The 25168-nt window shown below is 48.8% G+C and carries 18 protein-coding genes; 11 read left to right on the top strand and 7 right to left on the bottom strand.

Translation table 11 applies throughout. The annotated features are described in order from the left end of the window. Nucleotides 1-35 precede the first annotated feature (35 nt). Complete coding sequence (gene dnaE / locus HPC38_RS04470) at nt 36-3530, bottom strand: DNA polymerase III subunit alpha (RefSeq protein ID WP_208120196.1); 3495 nt, start codon at nt 3528-3530, stop codon at nt 36-38. A gap of 1 nt (nt 3531) precedes the next feature. Beyond that, nucleotides 3532-4887: a cation:proton antiporter gene (locus HPC38_RS04465; protein ID WP_208120088.1), complete on the bottom strand. Its 1356-nt coding sequence runs from the start codon at nt 4885-4887 to the stop codon at nt 3532-3534. A 109-nt stretch (nt 4888-4996) separates the two neighbouring features. On the opposite strand from HPC38_RS04465, the gene HPC38_RS04460 reads away from it, so the two are divergent. Beyond that, on the top strand, nt 4997-5875 hold the full coding sequence (locus tag HPC38_RS04460) for an endonuclease/exonuclease/phosphatase family protein (RefSeq protein WP_208120087.1): 879 nt from the start codon (nt 4997-4999) through the stop codon (nt 5873-5875). Here HPC38_RS04460 and HPC38_RS04455 read toward each other — a convergent pair. From HPC38_RS04455 to HPC38_RS04440, 4 genes are read right to left on the bottom strand one after another with little or no spacing between them, the layout of a single operon-like run. Next, on the bottom strand, nt 5862-7145 hold the full coding sequence (locus HPC38_RS04455; protein ID WP_235977631.1) for a multifunctional CCA addition/repair protein: 1284 nt from the start codon (nt 7143-7145) through the stop codon (nt 5862-5864). The two genes, HPC38_RS04460 and HPC38_RS04455, sit on opposite strands and share 14 nt — an antisense overlap. After that, complete coding sequence (locus tag HPC38_RS04450) at nt 7132-7740, bottom strand: TIGR04211 family SH3 domain-containing protein (protein WP_208120086.1); 609 nt, start codon at nt 7738-7740, stop codon at nt 7132-7134. Before HPC38_RS04450 ends, HPC38_RS04455 begins: the two co-directional genes overlap by 14 nt. Before the next feature lie 54 nt (nt 7741-7794). Next, complete coding sequence (locus HPC38_RS04445; RefSeq protein ID WP_208120085.1) at nt 7795-9057, bottom strand: inorganic phosphate transporter; 1263 nt, start codon at nt 9055-9057, stop codon at nt 7795-7797. A gap of 24 nt (nt 9058-9081) precedes the next feature. Next, complete coding sequence (locus HPC38_RS04440; RefSeq protein WP_208120084.1) at nt 9082-9762, bottom strand: TIGR00153 family protein; 681 nt, start codon at nt 9760-9762, stop codon at nt 9082-9084. A 178-nt stretch (nt 9763-9940) separates the two neighbouring features. Here HPC38_RS04440 and HPC38_RS04435 point away from each other — a divergent pair, with 178 nt between their 5' ends. The 7 genes from HPC38_RS04435 (at nt 9941) to rnd (ending at nt 18522) form a co-directional block, all read left to right on the top strand. Further along, nucleotides 9941-10927: a CYTH domain-containing protein gene (locus tag HPC38_RS04435; RefSeq protein WP_208120083.1), complete on the top strand. Its 987-nt coding sequence runs from the start codon at nt 9941-9943 to the stop codon at nt 10925-10927. A 2-nt stretch (nt 10928-10929) separates the two neighbouring features. Beyond that, nucleotides 10930-12303 (top strand): DNA repair protein RadA, encoded by a 1374-nt coding sequence (gene radA, locus HPC38_RS04430; protein ID WP_208120082.1) that lies wholly within the window; start codon nt 10930-10932, stop codon nt 12301-12303. Nucleotides 12304-12308: 5 nt separating this feature from the next. Continuing rightward, on the top strand, nt 12309-14237 hold the full coding sequence (locus HPC38_RS04425) for an ATP-dependent DNA helicase (RefSeq protein ID WP_208120081.1): 1929 nt from the start codon (nt 12309-12311) through the stop codon (nt 14235-14237). A 119-nt stretch (nt 14238-14356) separates the two neighbouring features. Next, the gene (gene tsaB, locus HPC38_RS04420; protein ID WP_208120080.1) at nt 14357-15070 is read left to right on the top strand and encodes a tRNA (adenosine(37)-N6)-threonylcarbamoyltransferase complex dimerization subunit type 1 TsaB; all 714 of its coding nucleotides are present in this window, start codon (nt 14357-14359) and stop codon (nt 15068-15070) included. Between the two features lie 3 nt (nt 15071-15073). After that, a complete protein-coding gene (locus HPC38_RS04415) occupies nt 15074-15622 on the top strand; it encodes a Slp family lipoprotein (RefSeq protein WP_208120079.1) in 549 nt (182 codons plus the stop codon). Between the two features lie 49 nt (nt 15623-15671). Further along, a complete protein-coding gene (fadD, locus tag HPC38_RS04410; RefSeq protein ID WP_208120078.1) occupies nt 15672-17375 on the top strand; it encodes a long-chain-fatty-acid--CoA ligase FadD in 1704 nt (567 codons plus the stop codon). Next, nucleotides 17368-18522, top strand: a complete 1155-nt coding sequence (gene rnd, locus HPC38_RS04405) for a ribonuclease D (protein ID WP_208120077.1) — start codon at nt 17368-17370, stop codon at nt 18520-18522. The genes fadD and rnd overlap by 8 nt, the downstream gene beginning before the upstream one ends. On the opposite strand, the gene mnmC is transcribed toward rnd, so the two are convergent. Then, a complete protein-coding gene (gene mnmC / locus HPC38_RS04400; protein ID WP_208120076.1) occupies nt 18515-20524 on the bottom strand; it encodes a bifunctional tRNA (5-methylaminomethyl-2-thiouridine)(34)-methyltransferase MnmD/FAD-dependent 5-carboxymethylaminomethyl-2-thiouridine(34) oxidoreductase MnmC in 2010 nt (669 codons plus the stop codon). The genes rnd and mnmC overlap by 8 nt on opposite strands. A gap of 195 nt (nt 20525-20719) precedes the next feature. On the opposite strand from mnmC, the gene fabB reads away from it, so the two are divergent. The 3 genes from fabB to HPC38_RS04385 form a co-directional block, all read left to right on the top strand. Further along, on the top strand, nt 20720-21937 hold the full coding sequence (fabB, locus tag HPC38_RS04395) for a beta-ketoacyl-ACP synthase I (protein WP_208120075.1): 1218 nt from the start codon (nt 20720-20722) through the stop codon (nt 21935-21937). Between the two features lie 99 nt (nt 21938-22036). Then, nucleotides 22037-22534 (top strand): leucine-responsive transcriptional regulator Lrp, encoded by a 498-nt coding sequence (lrp, locus tag HPC38_RS04390; RefSeq protein WP_208120074.1) that lies wholly within the window; start codon nt 22037-22039, stop codon nt 22532-22534. Between the two features lie 3 nt (nt 22535-22537). Then, a partial coding sequence (locus HPC38_RS04385; RefSeq protein ID WP_208120073.1) for a DNA translocase FtsK occupies nt 22538-25168 on the top strand: 2631 nt, incomplete at its 3' end.

Genomic DNA, 25168 nt, shown 5'->3' with positions numbered 1-25168 from the left:
AGGTGTTTTGGTGTATTTTCGCAGTATAGCACAGATTAATCAAATTCCAGCTCCACTTGTTGTTCACCGAGCATGGCATATAAGTGATCAAGCAGAGTGTCGTTTGGTGTGATCCGCCACTGAGTGCCTAAGTGGAGACGCGCTCGCCCATGGCGGCTGTGATAATAGATATGCACGGGCAGCACGCCTTCGCTGTGTGGGCTGAGCGTGTTTTTAAGCTCACTGACAAAGTGCGGTGTTAAAACGCTTTCACTGACACTGAGGGCTAAACTTTTGGCATAGCGCGTGCGCGCTTGATCGAGTGTTTGCAGCTCGCGTACATTCATGCGATTGCCTTGAGAATAGTCGTCATAGCTAATTTGACCAGTGAGAATTACGATGTTATCTTTGCTTAAAAATTGCCCGTATTGCTCTAAAGTTTCGCCAAAGAGTGTGGCATCAAGTCGTCCAGAGCGGTCATCGAGAGTGATGATGCCAATGCGGTTGCCTTTTTTCGTCACGGCGATACGCGAGTTAACAATCAGCCCGCAGGCACTGTCAAGCTGGCCACGACGGGTTGGTTGTAGGTCACTGATGCGGTTTTTGCAATAGTGCGACAGCTCCTTTAAATACGGGCTGATCGGGTGGGAGCTGAGATAAAGCCCCAATGTGTCGCGCTCGCCTTCAAGAATGGTTTTTTCTGACCATTTTGGCGTGTTGGCGTAGGCAATTTCTACTTCTTCAGGTGCTTGAGTGAGCACCCCGAACATATCCGCTTGCCCCATGGCTTCATCTTTAGCGTGTTGGTCGGAGGCTTTAAGCGCATCTTGTAAGTTTTTCGCTAGCGCCGCGCGGTGCGGGCCGAGTTTGTCAAACGCGCCTGAGATAATCAGGCTGTCAAACGTGCGGCGGTTGATTTTTTTCAAATCGACCCGCGCGCAGAGATCGAAGAGATCTTTAAAGCGCCCGTCTTGCTCGCGTGCTTCAATAATGGTGCGAATAGGCGCTTCACCCACGCCTTTTATCGCGCCTAAGCCATAGACAATTTCGCCTTTTTCATTCACGCTAAAACGGTATTGTCCGTTGTTGATATCTGGCGGCAGCACCGTCAGCCCCATGCGCAAACATTCGTCATAAAAACCGACGATCTTATCAGTGTTGTCCATCTCGGAGGTCATCACTGCTGCCATAAATTCCGCAGGGAAGTGTGCTTTAAGCCATAGCGTTTGGTAAGACACCAGCGCATAAGCCGCAGAGTGAGATTTGTTAAAGCCGTAGCCAGCGAATTTTTCCACCAAGTCGAAAATCTTCATCGACAAATCACCGTCGATGTTGTTTTTGATTGCACCTTGCTCAAACACACTGCGTTGTTTAGCCATTTCTTCAGGTTTTTTCTTACCCATTGCACGGCGTAGCAAATCTGCACCACCAAGCGTATAACCTGCGAGCACTTGGGCAATTTGCATTACTTGCTCTTGGTAGAGAATGATGCCATAAGTCGGCTCTAAAATTGGTTTAAGTGACTCGTGTTGGTATTGTGCGTCAGGATATGAGATCTCTTCCTCGCCGTGTTTACGGCGGATAAAATTGTCCACCATGCCTGATTGCAGCGGGCCTGGGCGGAACAGTGCCACCAGCGCGATGATGTCTTCAAAGCAGTCGGGTTTCAGGCGAGAGATCAAATCTTTCATACCGCGGGATTCCAGCTGGAACACCGCGGTGGTTTGGGCATCGAGCAGTAGTTTGAATGAGGCCTCATCATCGAGTGGGATGCGCTCAATAGCAATAGGGTCTTTGCCCTCGCGTGCCATGCGTGCGTTGATCATATCCACTGCCCATTTAATAATGGTCAGCGTACGCAGGCCTAAAAAGTCAAATTTGACTAATCCAGCATACTCCACGTCATTTTTGTCAAAATGCGTGACAGGATGTAGCCCCTCTGGGTCGCAATAAAGGGCGGCAAAATCAGTGATAGTGGTCGGGGAAATCACCACACCACCGGCGTGTTTTCCCGCGTTACGGGTCACACCTTCGAGCTTGCGCGCCATGTCGATCAGTGCTTTGACCTCTTCATCGCTTTCATACATTTGTCCTAATTGTGGCTCTTCTTCAAAGGCTTTCGCCAATGTCATGCCAGGGGTCGGCGGGATAAGTTTGGCAATGCGATCAACAAAGCCATACGGGTGACCGAGCACTCTTCCAACATCACGAATGACCGCTTTAGCGGCCATGGTTCCAAAGGTGATAATTTGTGACACCGCGTCACGTCCGTACATATCGGCGACGTGTTCAATCACGCGGTCACGCCCGTCCATACAAAAATCAACGTCAAAGTCTGGCATTGAAACCCGCTCTGGATTCAAAAAACGCTCGAATAGTAAGTCAAATGCCAGTGGATCAAGGTCGGTGATTTTCAGTGAATAAGCCACCAGTGAGCCAGCACCTGAGCCGCGCCCTGGCCCGACAGGAATGTCGTTATCTTTTGACCATTGGATAAATTCCATCACGATCAAAAAGTACCCAGGGAAGCCCATTTGGTTAATCACCTCTAGCTCAACTTGCAGGCGCTCATCATAGGCGGGGCGCTTTTCCGACCGCACTTTAGGGTCAGGGAAAAGTGCGGTTAGGCGTTCTTCTAAGCCCTCTCGTGCGCGTTTGACGAGGTAGTCTTCGGTGCTGAGTTCACCAGTTGGAAATTGCGGCAGGAAATACTGCCCTAAGCGAATGGTCACGTTGCAGCGCTCGGCAATGCGCAAGCTATTTTCCAGCGCCTGTGGAATGTCGGCAAACAGCTCACACATCTCTTGTTCACTTTTGAGATATTGCTGTGGACTGTAAAGCTGTGGTCGTTTGGGATCATCCAGCGTATAACCGTCGTGAATGGCGACGCGAATTTCGTGAGCGTCAAAATCATCTTGCTTTAAAAAACAGACTTCATTGGTCGCCACCACGGGGATTTGCTGTGTTTGCGCCAAAGTGATGGCGTGCTGAATATACAACTCTTCATTTTCACGCCCTGTGCGCACTAGCGTGAGATAATAGTGATCAGGGAAATGAGTTTGATAAAATGAAAGTGCGGTCAGAGCCGCGTCTTGTTGACCATTGACTAAAAAGCGCCCCACATCACCGTTGCGCCCACCAGAGAGAATAATCACCCCTGCTTTATGTTCAATCAGCCAATCTTGGTCGATCCAAGGCTTGTTGAAATAGCCTCGCTGGTAGGCTTTGGAGATCAACAACGTGATATTCTTGTAACCTTCGTTATTTTTTGCCAGCAGTGTGAGCGCGAAAGGCTCTTGCCCTGCCAACTCGCTTTTCACCAAAACATCAACGCCGATAATCGGCTTGATCCCTTTGCCTAATGTGTCACCATAAAAGCGCACTAAACCACAAAAGTTACTAAAATCGGTCAGCGCCATCGCCACCATGTTGTGTTCGGCGCATTGCGCAACCAGCGGCTTGACTTTGGCGAGGCCATCAATCATTGAAAAATCGCTGTGCACTTGCAAATGCACAAAACGAGCGCGGTCTTGAGGCTGAGTATCCGTCATATTATTTTGATAAATAGGCGTTGAGGTCATCATTTTGTTTGTGTTTCACAAGGCGGCTAGCTGGGCGGAGATAATCCTCTTTGTTTGGGTCAACCTTTTTAGCCTCTTGAATCATTTTTTCAATGGTAACACCTTGCACTAAAATAGAAAACATCACCACGGCGTAGGTCATCACCAAAATCACATCGCGCACATCTAGCCCACTTTCGCCAAGCATCGCCACCCCACCTGGAATAGACAATGCCATGGCTAGTGCCAGCCCGCCACGCAACCCGCCCCATGTCATAATTTTTAAGGTGTAAGGGTTATAAGTGCGGTATAAGCTAAACACTTTATAAGGAATCCACAAGCTGACATAGCGAGACAGTAGGCAAATAGGAATGGCGAGCACCAGTAAAATGAGGCTCTGCCATGATACTGTGATTAACAACAACGCCAGCCCGATAAGCAAGAATAGCAGGGAATTGAGGAAGTGATCGATCATTTCCCAGAAGTGATCCAAATAGCGTTGACTTTGCTCTGAAAAGCCTTTGGTGCGCGTCCAGTTGCCCACCATAATGCCAGAGACCACCATTGCCAAAGCGCCCGAAACATGCAGGTGGTTGGCTAAAATAAAACCTGCGGTTGGAATGGTTAGCGTGAGCAAAATCTCCATGCTGCCGTCGTCAGTGGCGGAAATTAAGTAATGCGCTACAATGCCAAGGGCAAAACCAAAGGCAATGCCGCCAATCGCTTCATGCAAAAAGAGACTAAAAATGCCGCCTAAAGTGGGTTCTTGACCACTGAATGCCACGGTGAAAATAGTGACAAAAATCACTAAGCCCACGCCATCATTGAATAAAGATTCCCCTTCCACTTGCATAGAAAGGCGCTTAGGTGCGCGTAAATTTTTGATGATCGCCAACACGGCAATCGGGTCAGTGGGGGAGATTAGCGCGCCAAAGAGTACACAATAGATAAACGGTATCGGTAAAGCGATAAGTAGTGCAGCAAGATAAATCAACCCTCCGATAAAAAATGTGGAAGCCAAGGTAGAAAATAACGCAAAGACTGTGATTTCCCATTTTTGATCGCGCAAAATCGGAATTTTAATGCCCAAAGCGCCTGCAAATAATAAAAAACCTAAAATCCCATTAAGCAAAAAACTTTTGAAGTCAATTTGTTGCATTACATTAGTGGCGAGATTTTCAACACTAAACCAGCCTAGCGAACCACTGATCAGCAGCGCTAAAGAGCCGACCATGGCGGCGGCACTGATGGCAATGGTTGATTGAATGCGGTCACTGATTTTGCTGGTGATAAACCCAATAAGAATGGACAACGCGGATAAAAAACAAATATAGGTATAAATACCCATAAACCGTCCTTTTTTTCAATTTAATTGGGCAAATTAAACCAATTCCCCCCTCGTATGTAAAGCAATAAATTGTTATATTACCTTTAACGCATGTAAGCATGGCAAGAAAATGAGACAAAAACGTAAAATTGGGTGGCTGTTGGTGGCCGTTTTGGGAGTGGCAGTGGCTTATCATTACATAAAACCGTTGAAAATTTTCTCTCAGCCAGAGATTGACACCATCAATCTGCCTGCTCCTGCACATAGCGAGCTGATGGCGCAAAGTACTCATAATTTGCGCTGTTTTGAACATGCGGCCCTCGCACCCATTCGTGACAAAACGCGCTTTCGCTTGGTGGATTGGAACATACACAAAGGCGAAGACGCGGGTTGGCAGCAAAAGTTGAGTCACTATGCGAAACATGCTGATTTTTTGCTGTTACAAGAGGCTACACAAAATAATCACCTCGAGCAACTTTTGCCGCGCGAGAAGTCGTGGCACGGCATTCATGCAGGCACATTTTCTTATCATAATGATATGTCTGGTGTGATGTTGCTGGCAACCTATTTGCCTCAGCGCTATTGTATTGCCTCTGAGCAAGAGCCATGGATTCGCATTCCTAAAATTGCGCAAGCAGCACATTTTCCCTTGCCTGATAACCGCACTTTGCTGGTGATCAACGTGCATTTGGTGAATTTTGAGTGGAATCCCAAAAATTACGAGCAGCAGCTGAAAGCCATGTTTGACATCATAAATCAGCATGACGGTCCGATTATTCTCGCGGGGGATTTCAACAGTTGGCGGGCGCGGCGGATGCGCTTGCTGCAGCGGTTAGTAGCACAATACGGCATGCAGGCAGTGAAGTTTAATCCTGATTTTCGCAAGCATTTTATGCACAACGTGCTGGATCATATTTTTGTGCGCGACATCAAGGTGATCAACGCATGGACAGAGCAGACTGACGCGTCAGATCACAATCCATTGGTGATGGATTTTAGCCTTGAGTGAACCGCACTTTTGCCTGCTGCACGCGCTCTATACGCGCTTTGGTCAGCTGTTCGCGGATTTGTACGCCTTGAAAGCCTTGTGCGATGATGGCTTGCACGTCGACGTGGTTGGCGGCGGTGAATAGCGCGAGTGCAATGTCCGCTTGCGGGTATGTTGCATTTTCAAAGCCCAATCGACCGTGTAAGTCTGCGCGGCACACCAATGCTAAATCCATCAAATTATCGGGCTTACGCCAAGCGTCAATCTGATCAAAAAAGCGCACAATGGTGCTTGGTTTCATCTCCATAATGCGGTGAACATGGGTGTGAAAGCGGCAACTGAGTTGTGCAAAGTGCGCCACGGTGTTGGGCACCTTCAGCCGTTGGCACAGCGCTTTAACGCTTTTTACGCCGCGCTCTTCATGGCCGTAGTGATGCGGCAAAATCTCAGGCTTAGTTAGTGCTTTGCCTAAATCATGGGTGAGGGCGGCGAACCGCACTTTGACTTTGTGCGCGGTGTCATCATCAACACTCAAGCGCGCGCTTTGCTCAAGCACCATAAGGGTGTGAATGCCACTGTCAATCTCGGGGTGATGTTTGGCGGGATTAGGCACGCCAAAAAGCCCTTCAATTTCTGGCATTAAAACCGTCAGTGCGCCACACGCATGCAGTGCGCTGAAAAAGCATTGTGGGCTTTGGCTCGTTAAGGCTTTTTCGCATTCAAGCCACACCCGCTCGGGGGTAAGAAAAGCCAGTTCGCCGCTATCGGTGATGCAACGCATCAGCGCCATGGTTTCGGGCGCAATGGTGAAACCTAAGTGGGCAAAGCGGGCATAAAAACGTGCTACGCGCAGCACGCGCAGTGGGTCTTCCGCAAATGCGGGGGAGATGTGGCGCAAAGTGCGGTTTTCAATATCTTTTATGCCACCGTAGGGGTCAATTAATTTGCCGTCTGGGGATTGCGCAATGGCGTTAATGGTCAAATCGCGGCGAATTAAATCTTGTTCAAGGGTGACGCTGGGCGTGAAATCAAAAGCAAAGCCTTGATAGCCGTGGCCATCCTTGCGTTCGGTGCGCGCTAGTGCATATTCCTCATGGCTTTCGGGGTGCAAAAACACTGGGAATTGTGCACCTACTTGGCGAAAGCCTTGGCGTAGCATGGACTCAGGCGTGGAACCCACCACGACATAGTCGCGGTCTTTCACCTCAAGGCCGAGCAGGGCATCGCGAACTGCGCCGCCGACAAGATAAATGGATGCGTCGACCGCACTTTGCATATTATGCCCAGCCATCACGGCGACGGCGCGGGAACAAGCGTGGGATAATCAAGCCCAACAGCAAGCCGACGAGCATCACCGAGCCGCCGTATAAAAACCAGCGGATAATGATTTCTTGTTTTTCTGCGCTCAGTAACGCCTCATATTCTTTATTTTTGTTTTGCACTGTCACCAGTTGGCGTTTGAGCTGACTATTTTGCTCTAATAATTGGCTGCTTTGGGTTTCAGCTTGGCGGGTGCGGCGTTGCATTTCACTCACCCGTTGTTGCCATTCCTCATCAATTTTATTGAGTTTCAAACTCAACTCTTGAATTTGGTTTTTCAGCGCAGGCACCTGAATTTTTGCACTCGGTTCACTTGAGAGTTCATTGCTTAAAATCCAACCTTCGCGGTTGCGGCTATCACGAATGAGACTGTATTTGTCTTTTTGATTGAGCACATTAACTTTTTCGCCCGCTTTGATCGAGCCAGAAATGCGATATTCATCACCAGCCCCTTTGCGCATATACGTGCTGAGATCATCGGTCACATAACGCGTGTCGGCCAACACTGGGGCGGTGAGCGAAAGTGAAAGTGTGGTGAGCACGAGTGTTATCAGTCTATTTTTCATAGAAATCCTGTTTATAGTTATGTGGTCGGCCACTCCTGACCGACCTAAATTGACTTAGTGAAAGATAGCGTGCAGTAAATAATAGAAAATAATAGCAAATAATGCGCCAGCAGGTAAAGTAATCACCCAAGAGGCGAAAATATTGCGGATCACGCCGAGATTAAGCGCGGCAATCCCACGGGCAAAGCCCACGCCAAGTACAGCACCTACCAAGGTTTGTGTAGTTGAAATAGGCAAGCCCGTGCCAGATGCCACAACCACTGTGATGGCTGTGGCAAATTCAGCTGAAAACCCACGGCTTGGGGTGAGATCGGTGATCCCGCCACCGATGGTACCCATCACGCGGTAGCCCATCAAGGCTAAGCCGAACACAATCCCGATAGCACCGAGAGGCAAAATCCACCAAGCAATGGCACTTTTGGCGGCAATCACGCCACCACCATGAATAATCGCTACTACGGCAGAAAGCGGCCCGATAGCGTTGGCTACGTCATTTGAACCATGGGCAAACGCCATTGAACACGCAGTAAGCAACATTAGAATACTAAAAACTTTTTCCACGCCACCAAATGTACCGCCTTGCACACGATTTTCAAATGATTTACTGCGGAAATAGAAATAACAAAAGATGATTGACGAGATACTAATCACCAGTGAGATCAAAAAGGTTTCAAGGCCTGAAAGGTGTAATCCTACGTGTTTTAACCCCTTGGTCATGGTGACAATACTTAAAATAAAGCTTGTTAATCCCATGTAGTAGGGACCGTATTTTTTAGCATTATCAAGCGGAGTCTCAGTGTCGAAAATGAGCTTTTGTGTGCTGATGAAAATGGTGTAGGCTACAATGCCTGAAATCACTGGCGTGATAAACCAACTGCCAACAATGCTTTTTACTGTACTCCATTCGACGGTATGGGGGCCAACAGTCACACAAGCAAATCCAATTAGTGCGCCCACAATAGAGTGTGTAGTAGATACTGGCCAGCCCATATAGGAAGCGATCAAAAGCCAAGCGCCAGCAGAGAACAGTGCGGACATCATTCCCAACACCAGCGTTTGTGGCTCACCTTCAAATAAAGCGGGGTCAACAATCCCACTTTTGATGGTTTGTGTTACTTCACCACCTGCTAAATAAGCACCAGCAAATTCAAAGATCATCGCAATTATCACCGCTTGTTTTGCCGTGATGGTTCCAGAGCCAACAGAAGTGCCCATAGCATTGGAAACATCGTTGGCGCCAATACCAAACGCCATCAAAAGTCCCGCTATAGCAGTGATGATGACAATTAACTGCCCATATTGTGCAATAAATTCCATAAAAGATCCTTGCCTGAAGCCTCGTTATGAGCGCGCAAGCATAAGTTCAATGCGCGAGCCTACACGTTGTGCTTGATCCGCCAGCACCCCAATCCATTCAATGATTTTGTATAAGAAAATCACGTCAATTGGTTTGAATTGGTCTTCAATGGCCATCAATGCACGGCGCAACACAACTTGTTGGTGATCGGTGTCATCTTCAATACTATCGAGAGAATTAATCATCTTATTGACAAAGCTTAATTCACGGCCTTTAAAACCCGTTTCAAGCAAACTTTCCATTTCTTCGATCACCAAATTAGCTTGGTGGGAGGCATCTAAGCTACGTTTGACATAGGCAAGAAAATCCGCTTGTAGTGATTCAGGAATATACAAATGGCGACCAATCACACGCCCTGAAACGTCTTTGGCATAGTTAGCGAGTTTATCTTGTTGGGTCACTAACTCTAATAAATCAGTGCGATCAACGGGCATAAACAGACCGCGTGGCAAGCGTAGACGAATTTCACGTTTTAATACATCCGCTTCGCGCTCGGCCAGTGAAATCTGCTCGCGCAGCGCTTCGGCTTTCTCCCAATCTTTGGCAAACGAGGCTTCAAAAAATGGGATTAAATAATCGCAACATTCGCTGACTTTTTTGGAGTGTTTTTCAAGGGGTTTAAGAGGCGAGTGAGCGAAAAGCCCTAAGATATTGTTGATCGGCATTGTTTGACTCCTTAAAAATGGATGGTGACAACGGTGTCATTATACCTAAAATCGCGTCATTGCACATTGAAAAATCACTTTCGTGCCCCTTGTTACAACCGCACTTTTGCCTTTTTGACATCACAAATTATAAAAACACTGATATAATCAAGCCCTAAATATAAATAAAAGGATCGTTATGTTGCCTGAAGTTGAAGTTAAACTCCTTGTAAAACAAAATGTTGCAACATTCTTAAGTCAAGCGATGAGTGATTATCGCCTGTTGTCTCACACTCAAGCGGTGCTGGGAAATTGTTATTATGACAGTGATGATCGTTTTTTCTCGCGCCATAAAATGGGTTTGCGCGTGCGCACAATCAATCAATCCTTTGAATTGACATTAAAACTTTCAGGCCATGTGACAGGCGGATTGCATCAGCGGCCAGAATATAACGTGCCGCTCGCCAGTCCTAAGCCAGACTTAAGCCGTTTTGCGCAATTTCCTGAGTTACAATTTGACACGCCACTCACGGTGTTGCAAGCCAGCCTGAAAGCCATTTTTAGCACCGATTTTTTGCGCCAAACGTGGACGGTGGAGCTCGGCACTGGCTCAGTGATTGAAGTTGCCCTTGATCAAGGGGAAATCATTTCGGGAGAACATCGTGCGCCAATTAGCGAAATTGAATTTGAACTTAAACAGGGCAGTGTAACCGATTTGTTGACCTTTGTTTCACACATTACCGCCATGGATGGCGCGCGCTTCGGCCAGCTAAGCAAAGCGGAGCGTGGCTATCAGCTCAGTGGTATTGCGCCGAGCCAACCGCTGCCTCCTTTGCAGTTGCCAAAGGTGTTAGATGAAACCCATCTAGATCGCCTGTTAGCACATGAGTTGAGTTTGATTGAGCTTATTTTGCGAGGCGATAGTGATTTGCGTGAGCTGACCGCACTTTATCAATTTTGGCAAGCGCAACAAAGCGCAATGGCGGCTATCATACAGAAAAAAAGTAAAGTGCGGTTGCTGGATCTGAATGAGCACTTTTTTGATCTCAATGTGCGGCTATTGCGTAAATTTGAAGCGATTGAGAATATGCAAGAAGAGGCGCAACGTGCGGCGCTGGATAACGTGTTTTATTCCAATATTTGTACTCGTCGGCACCTTTTTTTAATTCAACTTAGCATTGGGTAGTTATGGCAAAAGCAGCAAAAAAAGCGTTTGTATGTAACGATTGTGGCGCGGAATATGCCCGTTGGCAAGGCCAGTGTCACACCTGCAAAGCGTGGAACACCATCACTGAAGTGCGCATTGCGCCAGCAGTGACCAAAGGCAGCCGCTTTAGTGGTTATGCGGGCGAGCAAAATAGCAAAGTGCAAACGCTTTCGGAAATTTCACTGCAAGAGCTGCCGCGCTTTTCCAGCCAGTTTCATGAGCTTGACCGTGTGCTTGGCGGCGGTGTGGTGCCTGGCAGTGCGATTTTGATTGGCGGTCACCCAGGGGCGGGTAAAAGTACTTTGCTGTTACAGGTGATGTGTGCTTTGTCGCAAAAGATGAAAACCCTCTACGTCACGGGGGAAGAATCGCTGCAACAAGTGGCCATGCGCGCTAATCGTTTAAGCCTGCCAACGGATCAATTGCGTATGCTGTCGGAAACGTCTGTTGAGCAAATTTGTGCCACCGCTGATCTAGAAAAGCCACAAATAATGGTGATCGATTCCATTCAAGTGATGCACTTGGCCGATATTCAATCTTCACCAGGTAGTGTGGCACAGGTGCGTGAGTGTGCAACATTCCTTACGCGCTATGCTAAAACTCACCATGTGGCGATTATTATGGTGGGTCATGTGACGAAAGATGGTACGCTTGCAGGCCCCAAAGTGCTTGAGCACTGCATTGACTGTTCCATTTTGCTGGAAGGCGAAGCCGATTCGCGCTACCGCACTTTACGCAGCCAGAAAAACCGTTTTGGCGCGGTCAATGAGCTTGGCGTGTTTGCGATGACCGAGCAAGGTCTGCGGGAGGTGAAAAATCCTTCTGCCATTTTCTTAAGCCGCGGTGAGGAGCAAACGCCAGGCAGTTCGGTGATGGTCATTTGGGAGGGCACTCGCCCATTATTGGTTGAAATTCAAGCGTTGGTTGACCATTCTATGTTGGCTAATCCGCGCCGTGTTGCGGTGGGATTGGAACACAATCGCTTGGCGTTATTGTTGGCGGTGTTGCATCGCCACGGCGGGCTGCAAATGTCGGATCAAGATGTGTTCGTCAACGTGGTTGGCGGCGTGAAAGTGACTGAAACGGGAGCGGATTTAGCCTTGTTACTGGCGCTGATTTCAAGCCTGCGCAACCGTCCTTTACCGCAGGATTTAGTGGTGTTTGGCGAGGTTGGGCTGGCAGGTGAGATTCGCCCTGTGGCCAGTGGGCAAGAGCGCATTAGTGAGGCCGCCAAACACGGATTTCGCCGCGCTATCGTACCCTTTGCCAACAAACCGAAACACGCCATTGCGAATATGCAAGTGTTCACCGTGAAAAAACTCACCGATGCCCTTGACGTGCTAGACGGCTTCTAAACACTATGGCAGACAACTATCGTACCCGTGTGAAAAAAGCCTTTGCGACTAAAGGCACGCTGGCAGAGCATATTCAGGGCTTTCAGCCCCGTGCGGAGCAAACGACGATGGCGAGTGCGGTGGATGAGGCGATTGCGACAAAATCGCAATTAGTGATTGAAGCAGGCACGGGCACTGGCAAGACATTTGCGTATTTAGTGCCCGCTATGCTGTCGGGCAAAAAAACGATCATCTCCACGGGTTCAAAAAACTTACAAGATCAGCTCTACAAACGTGATTTGCCCACCATTCAAAAAGCGTTGCAATACAGTGGCAAGCTGGCGCTGCTCAAGGGGCGTAGCAATTATCTCTGCCTTGAGCGACTGGATAAACTCATTGCCGAAGGCGTGCTCGGTGATCGCAGTGTGCTGGCCGATCTCAGCCGCGTGCGTCAATGGCAAGCGCAAAGTAGCACGGGGGATTTAAGCGAATGTGAGAGCATTGCTGAAGACAGCCCGCTGTTGAGCCAGCTGACCAGCACCAACGAAAATTGTTTAGGTTCAGATTGCCCGCAGTTTAAGGAATGTTATGTGCTTAAAGCACGCAAAAAAGCGCTGGACGCGGATTTAGTTGTTGTCAATCATCACTTGTTTTGTGCGGATATGGCGGTGAAAGAGGGCGGTTTTGGCGAGCTGATTCCCAATGCGGATATTGTGATTTTCGACGAAGCGCACCAGCTGCCAGATGTGGCAAGCCACTATTTTGGCATTTCGCTGAGTGCTCGCCAACTGTTCGATCTTTGCCGTGATGCGATATTGTGTTATCGCACGGAACTTAAAGATGCCAAGCAGCTCAACACAGCAGCTGATCACCTCAACAAAATTGTACAAGATGTGCGCCTGCTGCTCGGTGATGGCAATCAGCGTGGCAATTTGCGTGAGCTGCTGCAATCCAGTGCGGCACAAAGTGCGGTTGACACATTGGCGAAAAATTTGGCCTTTTTGCGTGATGTTGTCAAAGGGCATCTTGGGCGTAGCCCGACGATCGACAGTATTTTTGAGCGCATCAACAGTCACATCGCCACCCTTGAGCGCATTTGCCAAACCAGCCAGACAGGCTATTGCTATTGGTATGAAACCTTCAACCGTTTGTTTACGTTACACATCACGCCACTGACAGTGGCGGAAAAATTTGGTCAGCAACTTAAAGAGCACGACGCCGCGTGGGTGTTTACGTCCGCCACGTTAGAGGTGGGGGGAACGTTTGCGTTTTTCTGTCAACGTATGGGCATTACTCAAGCGCGCGAGATTGTGCTTGCCTCACCATTTGATTATCAGCAGCAAGCAATGTTGTGCGTGCCGCGCTTTTTACCTGCCAGCAACCAACGCCACACCGCTGCCAAACTCGGCGAGATGTTGCAAAGCGTGATTGAAGCTAATCATGGGCGCTGCTTTTTGCTGTGTACGTCGTATCAAATGATGCGGGATTTAGCTCAGTTCCTGCGTGAAAATTCGGCGCTTAATGTGCTTTGTCAGGGCGACAGCAGCAAGCTGGCGTTGTTGGATAAATTTTCACGCGAGCCAGAGTGTGTATTGGTGGCCACAGCCAGTTTTTGGGAAGGGGTGGATGTGCGTGGGGCGGCGTTGAGCTTGGTGATTATCGACAAGCTGCCTTTCACGGCACCCGATGAGCCACTGCTGAAAGCGCGCATTGAAGATTGCCGTTTGCGCGGGGGGGATCCGTTTTACGACATTCAATTACCCAGTGCGGTCATTACCTTAAAACAAGGCGTGGGGCGGCTTATTCGTGATGTCAGCGATCGTGGTGTGATCATCATCTGTGACAGCCGCTTGGTGATGCGCGCTTATGGCCAAACCTTTGTGAAAAGCCTGCCTAACGCCAAACGTACCCGTGATTTAAACAAGGCAATCGCGTTTTTAACCGACACGCCGTGAGCATTGGCGAGCATAAAAGTGCGGTTCACAACCTGCGCTGATGGATTTTAAAAGCGCACTTTTATGTTAAAATAACAACATTCAATTTAGCGCATAAACGACATTTTAGGGATAATCGTATGACAACATTATTGGCACTGGATACCGCAACAGAGGCGTGCTCGGTGGCATTACTGCGTGGGGGAGAAGTGCTGAGTTTGGACGAACTTAGCCCCAAAGCGCACACCAAACGCATTTTGCCGATGGTGGATGAAATTTTAACGCAAGCGGGCATTGCCTTGCGTGATGTGAATGCGTTGGTGTATGGGCGGGGGCCAGGCAGTTTTACTGGCGTGCGCATTGGCTGTGGTATTGTGCAAGGGTTGGCGCTAGGTGCGGATTTGCCTGTGATTGGGGTATCGAATTTGACTGCGATGGCGCAAGCGGCCTATCAAAAGTGCGGTGCGCAAACCGCACTTTGCGCCATCGATGCCCGCATGGGTGAGGTCTATTTTTCCGCGCTTAAACATCACACGATAAGCCACGAGGGGCAAGCGTTTGACAGCTGGCAGCCGCTGCTTGATGAACAAGTGCTGCCACCTGAATGTGTGTTAGCGTTGCTCAAAACGCATCAAATTAATGCAGATATTTGTGTGGGCACAGGCTGGGGGGCGTATCCTGCGCTGGCATCGTTGACGCAAAGAGCGGTTGAAATCACGTTGCCATCCGCGCAATATATGTTGACCTTAGCGCAAGCGGCATGGGCGTGCGGTGAAACGCAAAGCGCACTTGAGATCGAGCCTGTTTATATCCGCAATCAAGTCACTTGGAAAAAACTACCTGGTCGGGAGTAATGTATGAAAATGAAATTATTTGCAATTGCACTGGCCAGCAGTGCGCTTTGTGCCTGTCAACTGGCGCCGCAAGGATTGGAGCGCGGTGAACACACGTTAATTAGCTTTGATCAATTATCTGCCGCTGACAGCCAATGCCAGTGTATTGGTGTGCGGCTTGGAGGCAAAGTGATTGCAGCCAAAGCGTTGAGTCAGGAGCAAAGTGAGCTGGAGGTGCTTAGCCTGCTGGTAGATAAATACAGTGCTAAACCTATCCCTGAAGCCCACAGCAATGGGCGATTTATCGTGCGTGTACCGCACTTTGTCGATCCATTAAGCATTAAAGATCAGTATATTACGGTAAAAGGAAAATATATCGGCGAGCGTGAAGGAAAAATTGATCAGGCGGATTACCGCTTCCCTGTGATCCGTGCTGAGCGAGTGCACCAGTGGCAAACGTATGTGGAGTATTACAACGATGAGGATCCGTGGTATGGTGTGCGTTCGCCGTTTTTCTTGCAAGGGGGATTTTTAGAACTTCCCGTGATAAAAACGCGGATAGCATTGCAATAAGCCGATTAACTTGTTATAAAGCCTAAAAAAATAACGGATAACATCTATTATGGAAAAAATTTGGTTTGATAATTACCCACCCGATGCTGAGCGCGAAATTAAAACGGATAAATACCGCACTTTGCTTGATATGTTCGACACCGCGGTGCGTGAGCGCCCTGATCAAGCTGCCTACATTAACATGGGGCAAGTGCTGACTTGGCGCAAACTCGAAGAGCGCTCGCGCGCCTTTGCGGCTTATTTACAAAATGAATTGAAACTCAATCAAGGCGACCGCGTAGCCTTAATGATGCCGAATTTGCTGCAATACCCCATCTCGCTATTTGGTGTGCTGCGTGCAGGCTTGATTGTGGTGAACGTCAACCCGCTATATACACCACGCGAGCTGGAGCACCAGCTGCAAGACAGCGGCGCCAAAGCCATTGTGGTGGTCTCCACCTTTGCCGCTACGTTAGAAAGTATAGTGAAAGAAACTGACGTGAAACATGTGATCCTAACACGCATGGGGGATCAACTCTCGTTTGGCAAGCGCAATCTGGTCAATTTTGTGGTGAAATACATCAAAAAATTGGTGCCGAAATACAAACTCCCTGGTGCCGTGACTTTTCGTGAAGTGCTGCGCATTGGCAAATTCCGCCAATACGTGCAGCCTGTGGTTAAGGGCGATGACATCGCCTTTTTGCAGTACACTGGCGGAACCACTGGTGTTGCCAAAGGCGCGATGCTAACGCATAAAAATATTTTAACCAACATTTTCCAAGCCAAATGGGTGGCAGAACCTTTTTTGCGCCATTCACAACATCGCGAGGCGATCATTGCGCTGCCTCTCTATCATGTGTTTGCCTTGACTGTCAATTGCCTCTTATTTGTGGAGTTAGGATTGACGGGTATTTTGATTACCAATCCACGGGATATTAATGGTTTTGTGCGAGAGCTTAAGCGTCATCCATTTGTGGCGATAACAGGCGTTAACACACTCTATAATGCGCTACTTAACAATGAAAACTTCCGTGAGTTGGATTTCTCTACACTATTGTTGACCGTTGCAGGCGGTATGTCGGTTAACCAATCTGTGGCGCAACGCTGGCACAAGCTTACAGGCTGCAACATCATTGAAGGTTATGGTATGACTGAATGCTCGCCACTGATTGCCGCCTGTCCGCCGCACGCTAAAGAGCATAACGGCAACATCGGTGTACCAGTGCCTAACACCGATATTAAAATTCTCAACGATGAGGGCGAAGAGGTTGGCATTGGTGAGCGTGGTGAGCTATGGGTCAAAGGCGATCAGGTGATGAAAGGTTATTGGCAGCGCCCAGAGGCAACGGCGGAAGTGCTTAAAGATGGCTGGATGGCAACTGGCGACATTGTTGTGATGGGTGAGGATCTCAATCTCAAGATTGTTGATCGCAAAAAAGACATGATTAACGTCTCTGGCTTTAATGTGTTTCCAAATGAGATTGAAGACGTGGTGATGCTCAACTATAAAGTGGCTGAAGTGGTGGCGATAGGGGTGCCAGATGCACGCAGTGGCGAAAAAGTGAAAATTTTTGTGGTGAAACGCGATGAAAGCCTGACACCAGATGAGTTGCGGACTCATTGTCGTCAGCATCTGACAGGGTATAAAGTGCCGCGTGAAATTGAATTTCGTCGTGAATTGCCGAAAAGCAATGTGGGCAAAATTCTCCGCCGCGTAGTGCGTGATGAAGAATTAGCAAAGTTTAAGCAAAATAAAGAAAAAAACGATGATTAATATCCCACCCCAAATCGATCATCTCTGGATTGATAACGATACTTTGCTAGCGAAAGTATGCGCGCAGGCGAGTGAAAAAAGTGTTGTGGCGTTGGATACTGAGTTTATCCGCACTCGCACATTTTATCCTCAATTGGGGCTGATTCAGCTTTATGATGGGCAAACATTATCGTTAATCGATCCGTTATCTATCCAGGATTTTTCCCCTTTTATTGCGTTGTTGCAAGCGAAGAACGTGTTAAAGGTGCTGCATGCGTGCAGTGAAGATTTGGAAGTGTTCGCGCATTATTTTAATCAGCTGCCAAGGCCGTTAATCGACACCCAAGTCATGGCGGATTTTATGGGGTTTAATAGTTCGACGGGCTTTGCCTCTCTGATCGAGCATTATTTTTCCATTTCATTGGACAAAGGCGCATCGCGCACGGACTGGCTTGCCCGCCCGCTGAGCGAGACGCAGCTGCGTTATGCTGGCGCCGATGTGTATTATCTGTTGCCGCTGTTTAGCCAAATGCGTGAAGCGTTGCCGACTCAGTGGCAAAGTGCGGTTATGCAAGAGTGTGACTATTTGTGTGAAAAGTGCCTGCGCCAGCCTCAGCCTGAACAGGCGTATCTGACTATTGGCAACGCTTGGCGGCTGCAAGGTGAACGGTTGTTGGCACTGAAACTGCTGGCACAATGGCGGTTAACGTTGGCGATTGAAGAAGATATCGCACCGAATTTTATCATCAGAGAAACCGCACTTTTCAACGCAGCGCAAGCGATGATAAAACAACCGTCAGCATTGGTGGAGTTTGATGTTCACCCGCAAACGATTCGCCGTTATGGCAAAAAAATCGTGCAACTCATTGCGCAAGCACATAAAGCGCCTGCTGAGAGCCATCCACCTGCGATTGAGCAAATTGCCACACAGGCAAGCTACAAAAAGCATATGAAACTGTTGCAACAACAACTCGTTGAGCTTGTTCCAGAAACTATTACAAAAGAGCGCATTGCCAGCCGTAAATTCTTACACCAATTGATTAAATGGCGTTGGTATAATCCTGAGCAAGACCTCCCGTTACCACGTTTACTGCAAGGCTGGCGGCAGCCCTTTGGTGAAGCGTTGCTCGCCAGTTATGAAATTGCAATGCAGCACAACGCTATTTAATCGGCGTGCCTTTCAATAACTTGCGCACCCAAGTGCGGTTGGGATTGAGGGCAAACAATAGGGATTGCGCCAGCGGTATCGGTTCATTGGCCACCAGCGAGGCGAGACTTTCTGCCAAAAGTGGTGCGCTGGTTAGCCCGCGAGAGCCCAGTGCGCCAAGAAGATATAGGTTTTTCCAATATGGCGCGGGGGCTATGGGTTGTTGACGGCGGCGCAGATTAAACAAGTTAGCGTAGGCGTGCGCCATTTCATCAAAGTGCGGTACGTTCCCCATCATAGGCAGCCGCTCCCGCGTACCACAACGCACCCCCACATTTCCCTGCATGCCAGAAATATCAATCTCTTGCGCCCACGCTAGCCCAATATTATTGGTGAGGCGGATTTTATTGGCTTGCTGTTCTTGTGCGGAAAAATCACAGGCTACCTGCTCACGCACATGGCTTGCGCCAAGACAATGCTGCTGTTGTTGATTGTGCGGGGTGAGATAACCATCAAAACAAACCACCGCTTTTAGTGCTTGCAACGCAGGGGTCGTCGGAATATAGCTGACTTGCCCGCGCACGGGGTAGAGCGGTAATTTCTCGGTTTGTGAAAAGTGGGTCAGCTTATGCCCACAAGCCAGCACCACCGCGTCATGGGTAAAAGTGCGGTTGCCAGCATCAAGCTGCCAGCGGCTATCAACGAGCGGGCTTAGCTGCTCAATCTCAGTGCGGGTGATAATATTGACACCGCACTTTTGCAGATAGCGTGCGCCGCGTTGCATCAGCTGCTTTGGTGACAGCCAACCTGCGGACGCAATAAACCCTCCTTCGTGTGGGATTTCAATGCCACAAAGTGCGGTCAATGCTTGCGCTGATTTTAATTCAAAAAGGGGCGGCGGCCAGTGGCTGGCGATCTTCGCTAATTTTTGTTTTACCTTACAGTTGTAAGCGCAAAGGGCTACACCATGCCAGCCTTGTTCGACACCGCCGAGCTGTTCGCATAATGGTGGCAAAATGCGTTTTGCGTAGAGAAAACTGTGTGCATAAATGGCGCAGTTGCGCTGATCATCATCACTTAATTGGGGATAAAGTGCGCCTTGTGCGTTGCCTGATGCGCCTTGACCTAGCGCATCGTCTTGACAATAAAGCGTAACGGCGATCCCACGTTTACGCAATGCCAGTGCGGTGAACAGGCTTGCCACACCCCCACCAATGATCGCCACATCGCGCGTGTTTTCTCCGCTGTTGAAAGCGCTCCATGGGTAAGTAAACGTAACCGCACTTTCCGTTGGCTTGAAGCCGATAAGCATCTCCCGTTTATGGGCAAAACCTTTGCGTTTGCGCACTGTAAAGCCTGCTGCCTCAAGCCCCAACCGCACTTTACTGGCTGCGGTGAAGGTTGCAAATGTGGTGCCTTGATGACTTAAACGAAACATCTGTTGATAGAGCGAATCATTCCACATATCAGGGTTTTTGCTCGGCGCAAAGCCGTCTAAAAACCACGCATCCACGCGCCCTTGGTAATAATCTCCCAGTTCAGGTAAATTGTCATGTAGATCACCAAGCCACAGGTCAAGCGTGATAGCACTGCCAAAGTGGCAGCGGTGGCAGCCTGTAATGGGAATGTCTACCCACTGTTGCGTGAGTTGCTGGCAATAAAGTGCCAGTGAATCAAGCCCGCGATGGCTTTGGGTGAGGGCTTGGCGCGTGAGTGGGAATTTTTCAAATGAGATAAAAAATAAGCGTTTGAGTGGTGTATCGGGGTGTTGGGCGCGAAAGGCATCAAACAGTGCGCAGCAGGCGAGAAAGTTTAACCCCGTACCAAAGCCCGTTTCTGCAATGACAAAGTGCGGTTTGTGCCAAGTTTGCCAGCGCTCGAGCAGCTGGTTGCCGTCTAAAAACACATAACGGGCTTCGTCAAGCCCGTGCGCAGGCATAAAATAAATGTCATCAAATTGCTCAGAATAGGGCGTGTTGTGTTCATCAAAGTGAACGTGTGCAAAGTCGGTTTGGGTTGTCATAGCGTGCCTTTTTTCGTTTTTGTGTATTGTACGCGAAAGGCCAATGAAATGCCTGTTAAATTGATTAAAAATTAAACACAAAAACAGCAATTATTAAGAATTGCGGGATAATGCTTGCAATGTTTTTATTTTATAGTAACGTATTCAGCTAACAGTTGTACGTTGAAACACTCACAGTTAAAGAAAGGTTTAAAGATGAAAAGAGCAGTGATTACAGGTTTTGGTATTGTGTCAAGCATTGGCAACAATGCACAAGAAGTGCTTGACGCGCTCAAACAAGGCAAATCGGGCATTCGTGCTATGCCTGAATTTGCTGAGATTGGTATGCGCAGTCAAATTGCGGGTACGCTAAAAATTGAACCTAAAGAGCTGATCGACCGTAAAGTGATGCGTTTTATGGGCGATGCAGCCGCTTACGCTTATCTTTCTATGCAACAGGCAATCGACAGTGCAGGTCTGAGTGAAGATCAAGTGTCCAACACGCGCACAGGCTTGGTTGTGGGCGCAGGTGCTGGCTCACCACATAATCAGATCGTAGCAGCCGATGCTATGCGTGGACCACGCGGAGTGAAAGCCATTGGGCCTTATGCTGTGACCAAAACCATGGCATCGAGCGTGTCAGCGTGCTTGGCAACCCCGTTTAAAATCAAAGGCGTGAATTATTCTATCAGTTCGGCGTGCGCCACCTCCGCCCATTGTATTGGGCATGCTGTTGAGCTTATTCAACTTGGCAAGCAAGATGTGGTTTTTGCAGGCGGCGCTGAAGAATTGGCGTGGGAATGTGCCTGTGAATTTGATGCCATGGGCGCGCTGTCAACCAAGTACAACGATACGCCAGAGCTGGCTTCTCGCACCTATGATGCGGATCGTGATGGCTTTGTGATTTCAGGCGGCGGCGGCATTGTGGTAGTGGAAGAGCTAGAGCATGCACTGGCGCGTGGGGCAACCATTTATGCTGAGATTGTCGGCTATGGTGCTTCATCGGACGGTTATGATATGGTGGCACCAAGCGGTGAAGGAGCCGCACGCTGTATGCGTCAAGCGATGGAAAATCTCGACACTCCAGTGGATTATCTCAATGTACACGGCACCTCCACCCCCGTGGGTGATGTGAAAGAACTTGAAGCGGTGCGCGAGGTGTTTGGCGACAACACCCCAGCCATTTCAGCGACTAAAGCGATGACTGGCCACGCACTGGGTGCGGCAGGGGTGCACGAGGCGATTTATTCGCTGTTAATGTTGAACCACGATTTTATTGCACCAAGTATTAACATCAACACGCTTGATGAAAAAGCCCAAGGCATGAATATCATCACAGCGCCGAAAATGGGCGTGAAACTGAACACTGTGATGTCCAATAGCTTTGGTTTTGGTGGCACGAATGCTACATTAGTGTTCAAACGCTATGCGTAGCGAAACAGTCAGCCGATGCCCGCCTACGAGCGGGCTTTTTTGTTTAAAATAATGTGAAAATCAAGTAAACTGATACCGCACTTTGTGATGGGAACTGTTATGTCTAAAAAAAATAATAAAGTACTTGATGCGACCGACATCAAAATTTTGCAAGAATTACAGCAAAACGGCAAAATCTCCAATATTGATTTATCCAAAAAAGTGGGGTTGTCACCAACGCCTTGCCTTGAGCGTGTACGTCGGCTGGAAAGACAGGGCATTATCATGGGGTATCGTGCGCTGCTCAACCCTGAATTGCTTGATTCACCGCTGCTGGTGATTGTGGAAATCACGCTGGTGCGCGGCAAGCCTGATGTGTTTGAAGAATTTAACCAAGCTGTACAAAAACTCGATGAAATTCAAGAGTGTTTTCTTGTCTCAGGCGATTTTGACTACCTATTAAAAACCCGTGTGCCAGATATGGCGGCTTATCGCCAACTGCTTGGCACCACATTGCTGCGCTTGCCTGGCGTGAACGACACCCGCACTTATGTGGTGATGGAAGAGGTGAAAAAAAGTAACCTGATTCAGATTAAAGCGAAAAGCAAAGCAGAGTAGATTATGATTCAACGATTTAAACCCCCTTACAGTGCCAAACACTATCTTCTTGAACTGATTTTAGGGCTATGCGTGCTTTTTGGTGTTTATTTGATTATCGCGTGGTCAAGCTATAGCGCGTTTGACAACGCTTGGACGGTGGCTAGCCCACAGCAAGACACCCTTAACAAAGCTGGCCACTTTGGCGCGATGTGCATCGATATTTTGTTTGCTTTGTTTGGCTCATTGGCCAATTTTATTCCGTTTATGTTGGTGATTTCCGCGATTTTGTTGCTGCGCAACCGTTGGAAAGACAATTTCAGCAAAGGGCGCGTGTTAGTGCGCGTGTTTGGCTTTACCCTGCTGATGTGCGGCTTGACTGCACTGGCGTCCTTATTGCTTGCTAATAGTGAAATTCACCTTGCAGGTGGCGTGCTGGGGGCTTTCATTGTTAAGCATCTCTACCCGACTTTAGGCATGTTTGGCACCTTTATGGTAGCGTTTTGTGCGGCTGTGGTGGGCTTTATTTTAAGTGCGGGTATGTCGTTGGTGATGCTGCTTGTCAGTGGTTATTATTGGCTGACGGCAAAATATGATGATGAAGAAACACAACAACACGAGCTTGATCCACTCTTTATGCCACCGCGCGAAGAGCCTGCTCCTGTTGTGGTAAAAAGCCCTGAAGAGCTTGCCGAGCTTGAGCCGATTGAGGTTGAAAGTGCTGTTGCGCTTAAGCCATTGCCGCCGATTGACAATATGCCCATGGTCAAACAAGATGATGAGATGCCTGATTTTTCACACGCAACGGTAGCAGTGGAAGAACCTGAGTTGCCAGCAGTGAGTATCCCAACCATTCGTTCAATGAGCGAAATTGCGCAGAATATGAGCAAAGAAACACCTGACAATAAAAAAGATGAACTCTTTGATCTCACCTTGCCTGACGAGCTGATGATGCAAAGTCAAAGTGCGGTTGAAACCGATAATGACGAGGGGCTTTTCGACCCAGTGCAGGCGCAACTAGCGAAAGCCTTTGCAGAACAAGAGCGCCAAAAAGAGCAAGATAGGGAGCAGCGTGCCAAAGCGCTTGGGGTTGAAGAAGATCTGGCGAAAATTCAAGTCCAAGTTGAGCCGAAACAGCCACCACAATATCAAGACTATGCTGCTCACGGCACGCTGATTCACCCGCTGTTGCAAAGCAGTATGCCAAGCAAAAAAGCCAAGCCTAGCACCGCACTGCCAACACTGGATTTGCTTGAGCCGATGAAAATCCAGAGTTTGTCGGTCGACAAAAGCGAAATCCACGCCACTTCGGCACGCATTGAGCAGCAGCTGGCCAACTTCCGCGTGAAAGCGCAGGTCAAAGACGTGCTGGTCGGCCCTGTGGTCACCCGCTATGAGCTTGAACTGGAACCTGGCGTGAAAGCCTCTAAAGTCTCAGGGCTGGATAGCGATTTGGCGCGGGCGTTGATGTTCAGTGCCATTCGGATTGCCGAAGTCATCCCAGGCAAGCCGTATATCGGGATTGAAACGCCAAACAAGCACCGCCAAACCGTGGGATTGCGTGAGGTGTTTGACAGCCGTGAGTTTAGAGAGAGCAAAGCGTTGTTGCCGATGGCGCTGGGCAAAGACATCAGTGGCGAGCCTGTGGTGGTGGATTTGGCCAAAATGCCACACTTGCTGGTGGCCGGTGCCACCGGCTCGGGGAAATCCGTGGGTGTGAATAGCATGATTTTGAGTTTGCTGTATAAACGCAAGCCTGAAGACGTGCGCATGATTATGATTGACCCGAAAGTGGTGGAACTCTCCATTTATCAAGACATACCGCACTTATTAACCCCCGTTGTGACCGACATGAAAAAAGCCGCTAATGCGCTGCGCTGGTGTGTGGACGAAATGGAGCGGCGTTATCTGCTGTTGTCAGCCCTTTATGTGCGCAATATTGAAGGCTTCAATGACAAAATCAAGCAAGCCGAACAGATGCAAATGCCGATTCCAAATCCAATCTGGAAACCGCGCGACAGCATGGACAGCGCACCACCGCCGCTGGAAAAAATGAGTTACATTGTAGTGGTGGTGGATGAGTTTGCGGATTTAATGATGGTGGCAGGCAAACAAGTGGAAGAACAAATCGCCCGCCTAGCGCAAAAAGCCCGTGCGGTGGGTATTCACTTGATTTTAGCCACCCAACGCCCATCGGTGGATGTGATAACGGGCTTGATTAAAGCCAACGTGCCAAGCCGTATTGCCTTTACGGTTGCAAGCAAAATTGATTCACGCACCATCTTAGACACCAACGGTGCAGAAGCACTGCTTGGGCGTGGGGATATGCTTTACGCAGGCCCAGGCACCTCCGAGCTGGTGCGTATTCATGGTGCGTTTATGACTGATAGTGATGTGCAAAATGTCGCCGATGACTGGCGCGCACGCGGCACGCCGCAATACTTAGACGAAATTACTATCTCCCAAGACGAGGACGAAACCCAAAGTGCGGTCGGCGTGGGCGATGACGAGTTGGATGAGCTGTTTGACACGGTGGTGGAATTTGTGCTCAACACAGGCACAATCTCCATCTCGTCTATTCAACGCAATTTTAAACTCGGCTTTAACCGTGCTGCACGCATTGTCGATCAAATGGAAGCACAGGGGATTGTCTCT

This window comes from Spirabiliibacterium pneumoniae, assembly GCF_014884995.1.
GTDB lineage: Bacteria > Pseudomonadota > Gammaproteobacteria > Enterobacterales > Pasteurellaceae > Spirabiliibacterium > Spirabiliibacterium pneumoniae.
The sequence above is the reverse complement of the archived record's forward strand: the minus strand, read 5'-3'. Positions and strand labels throughout refer to the sequence as shown.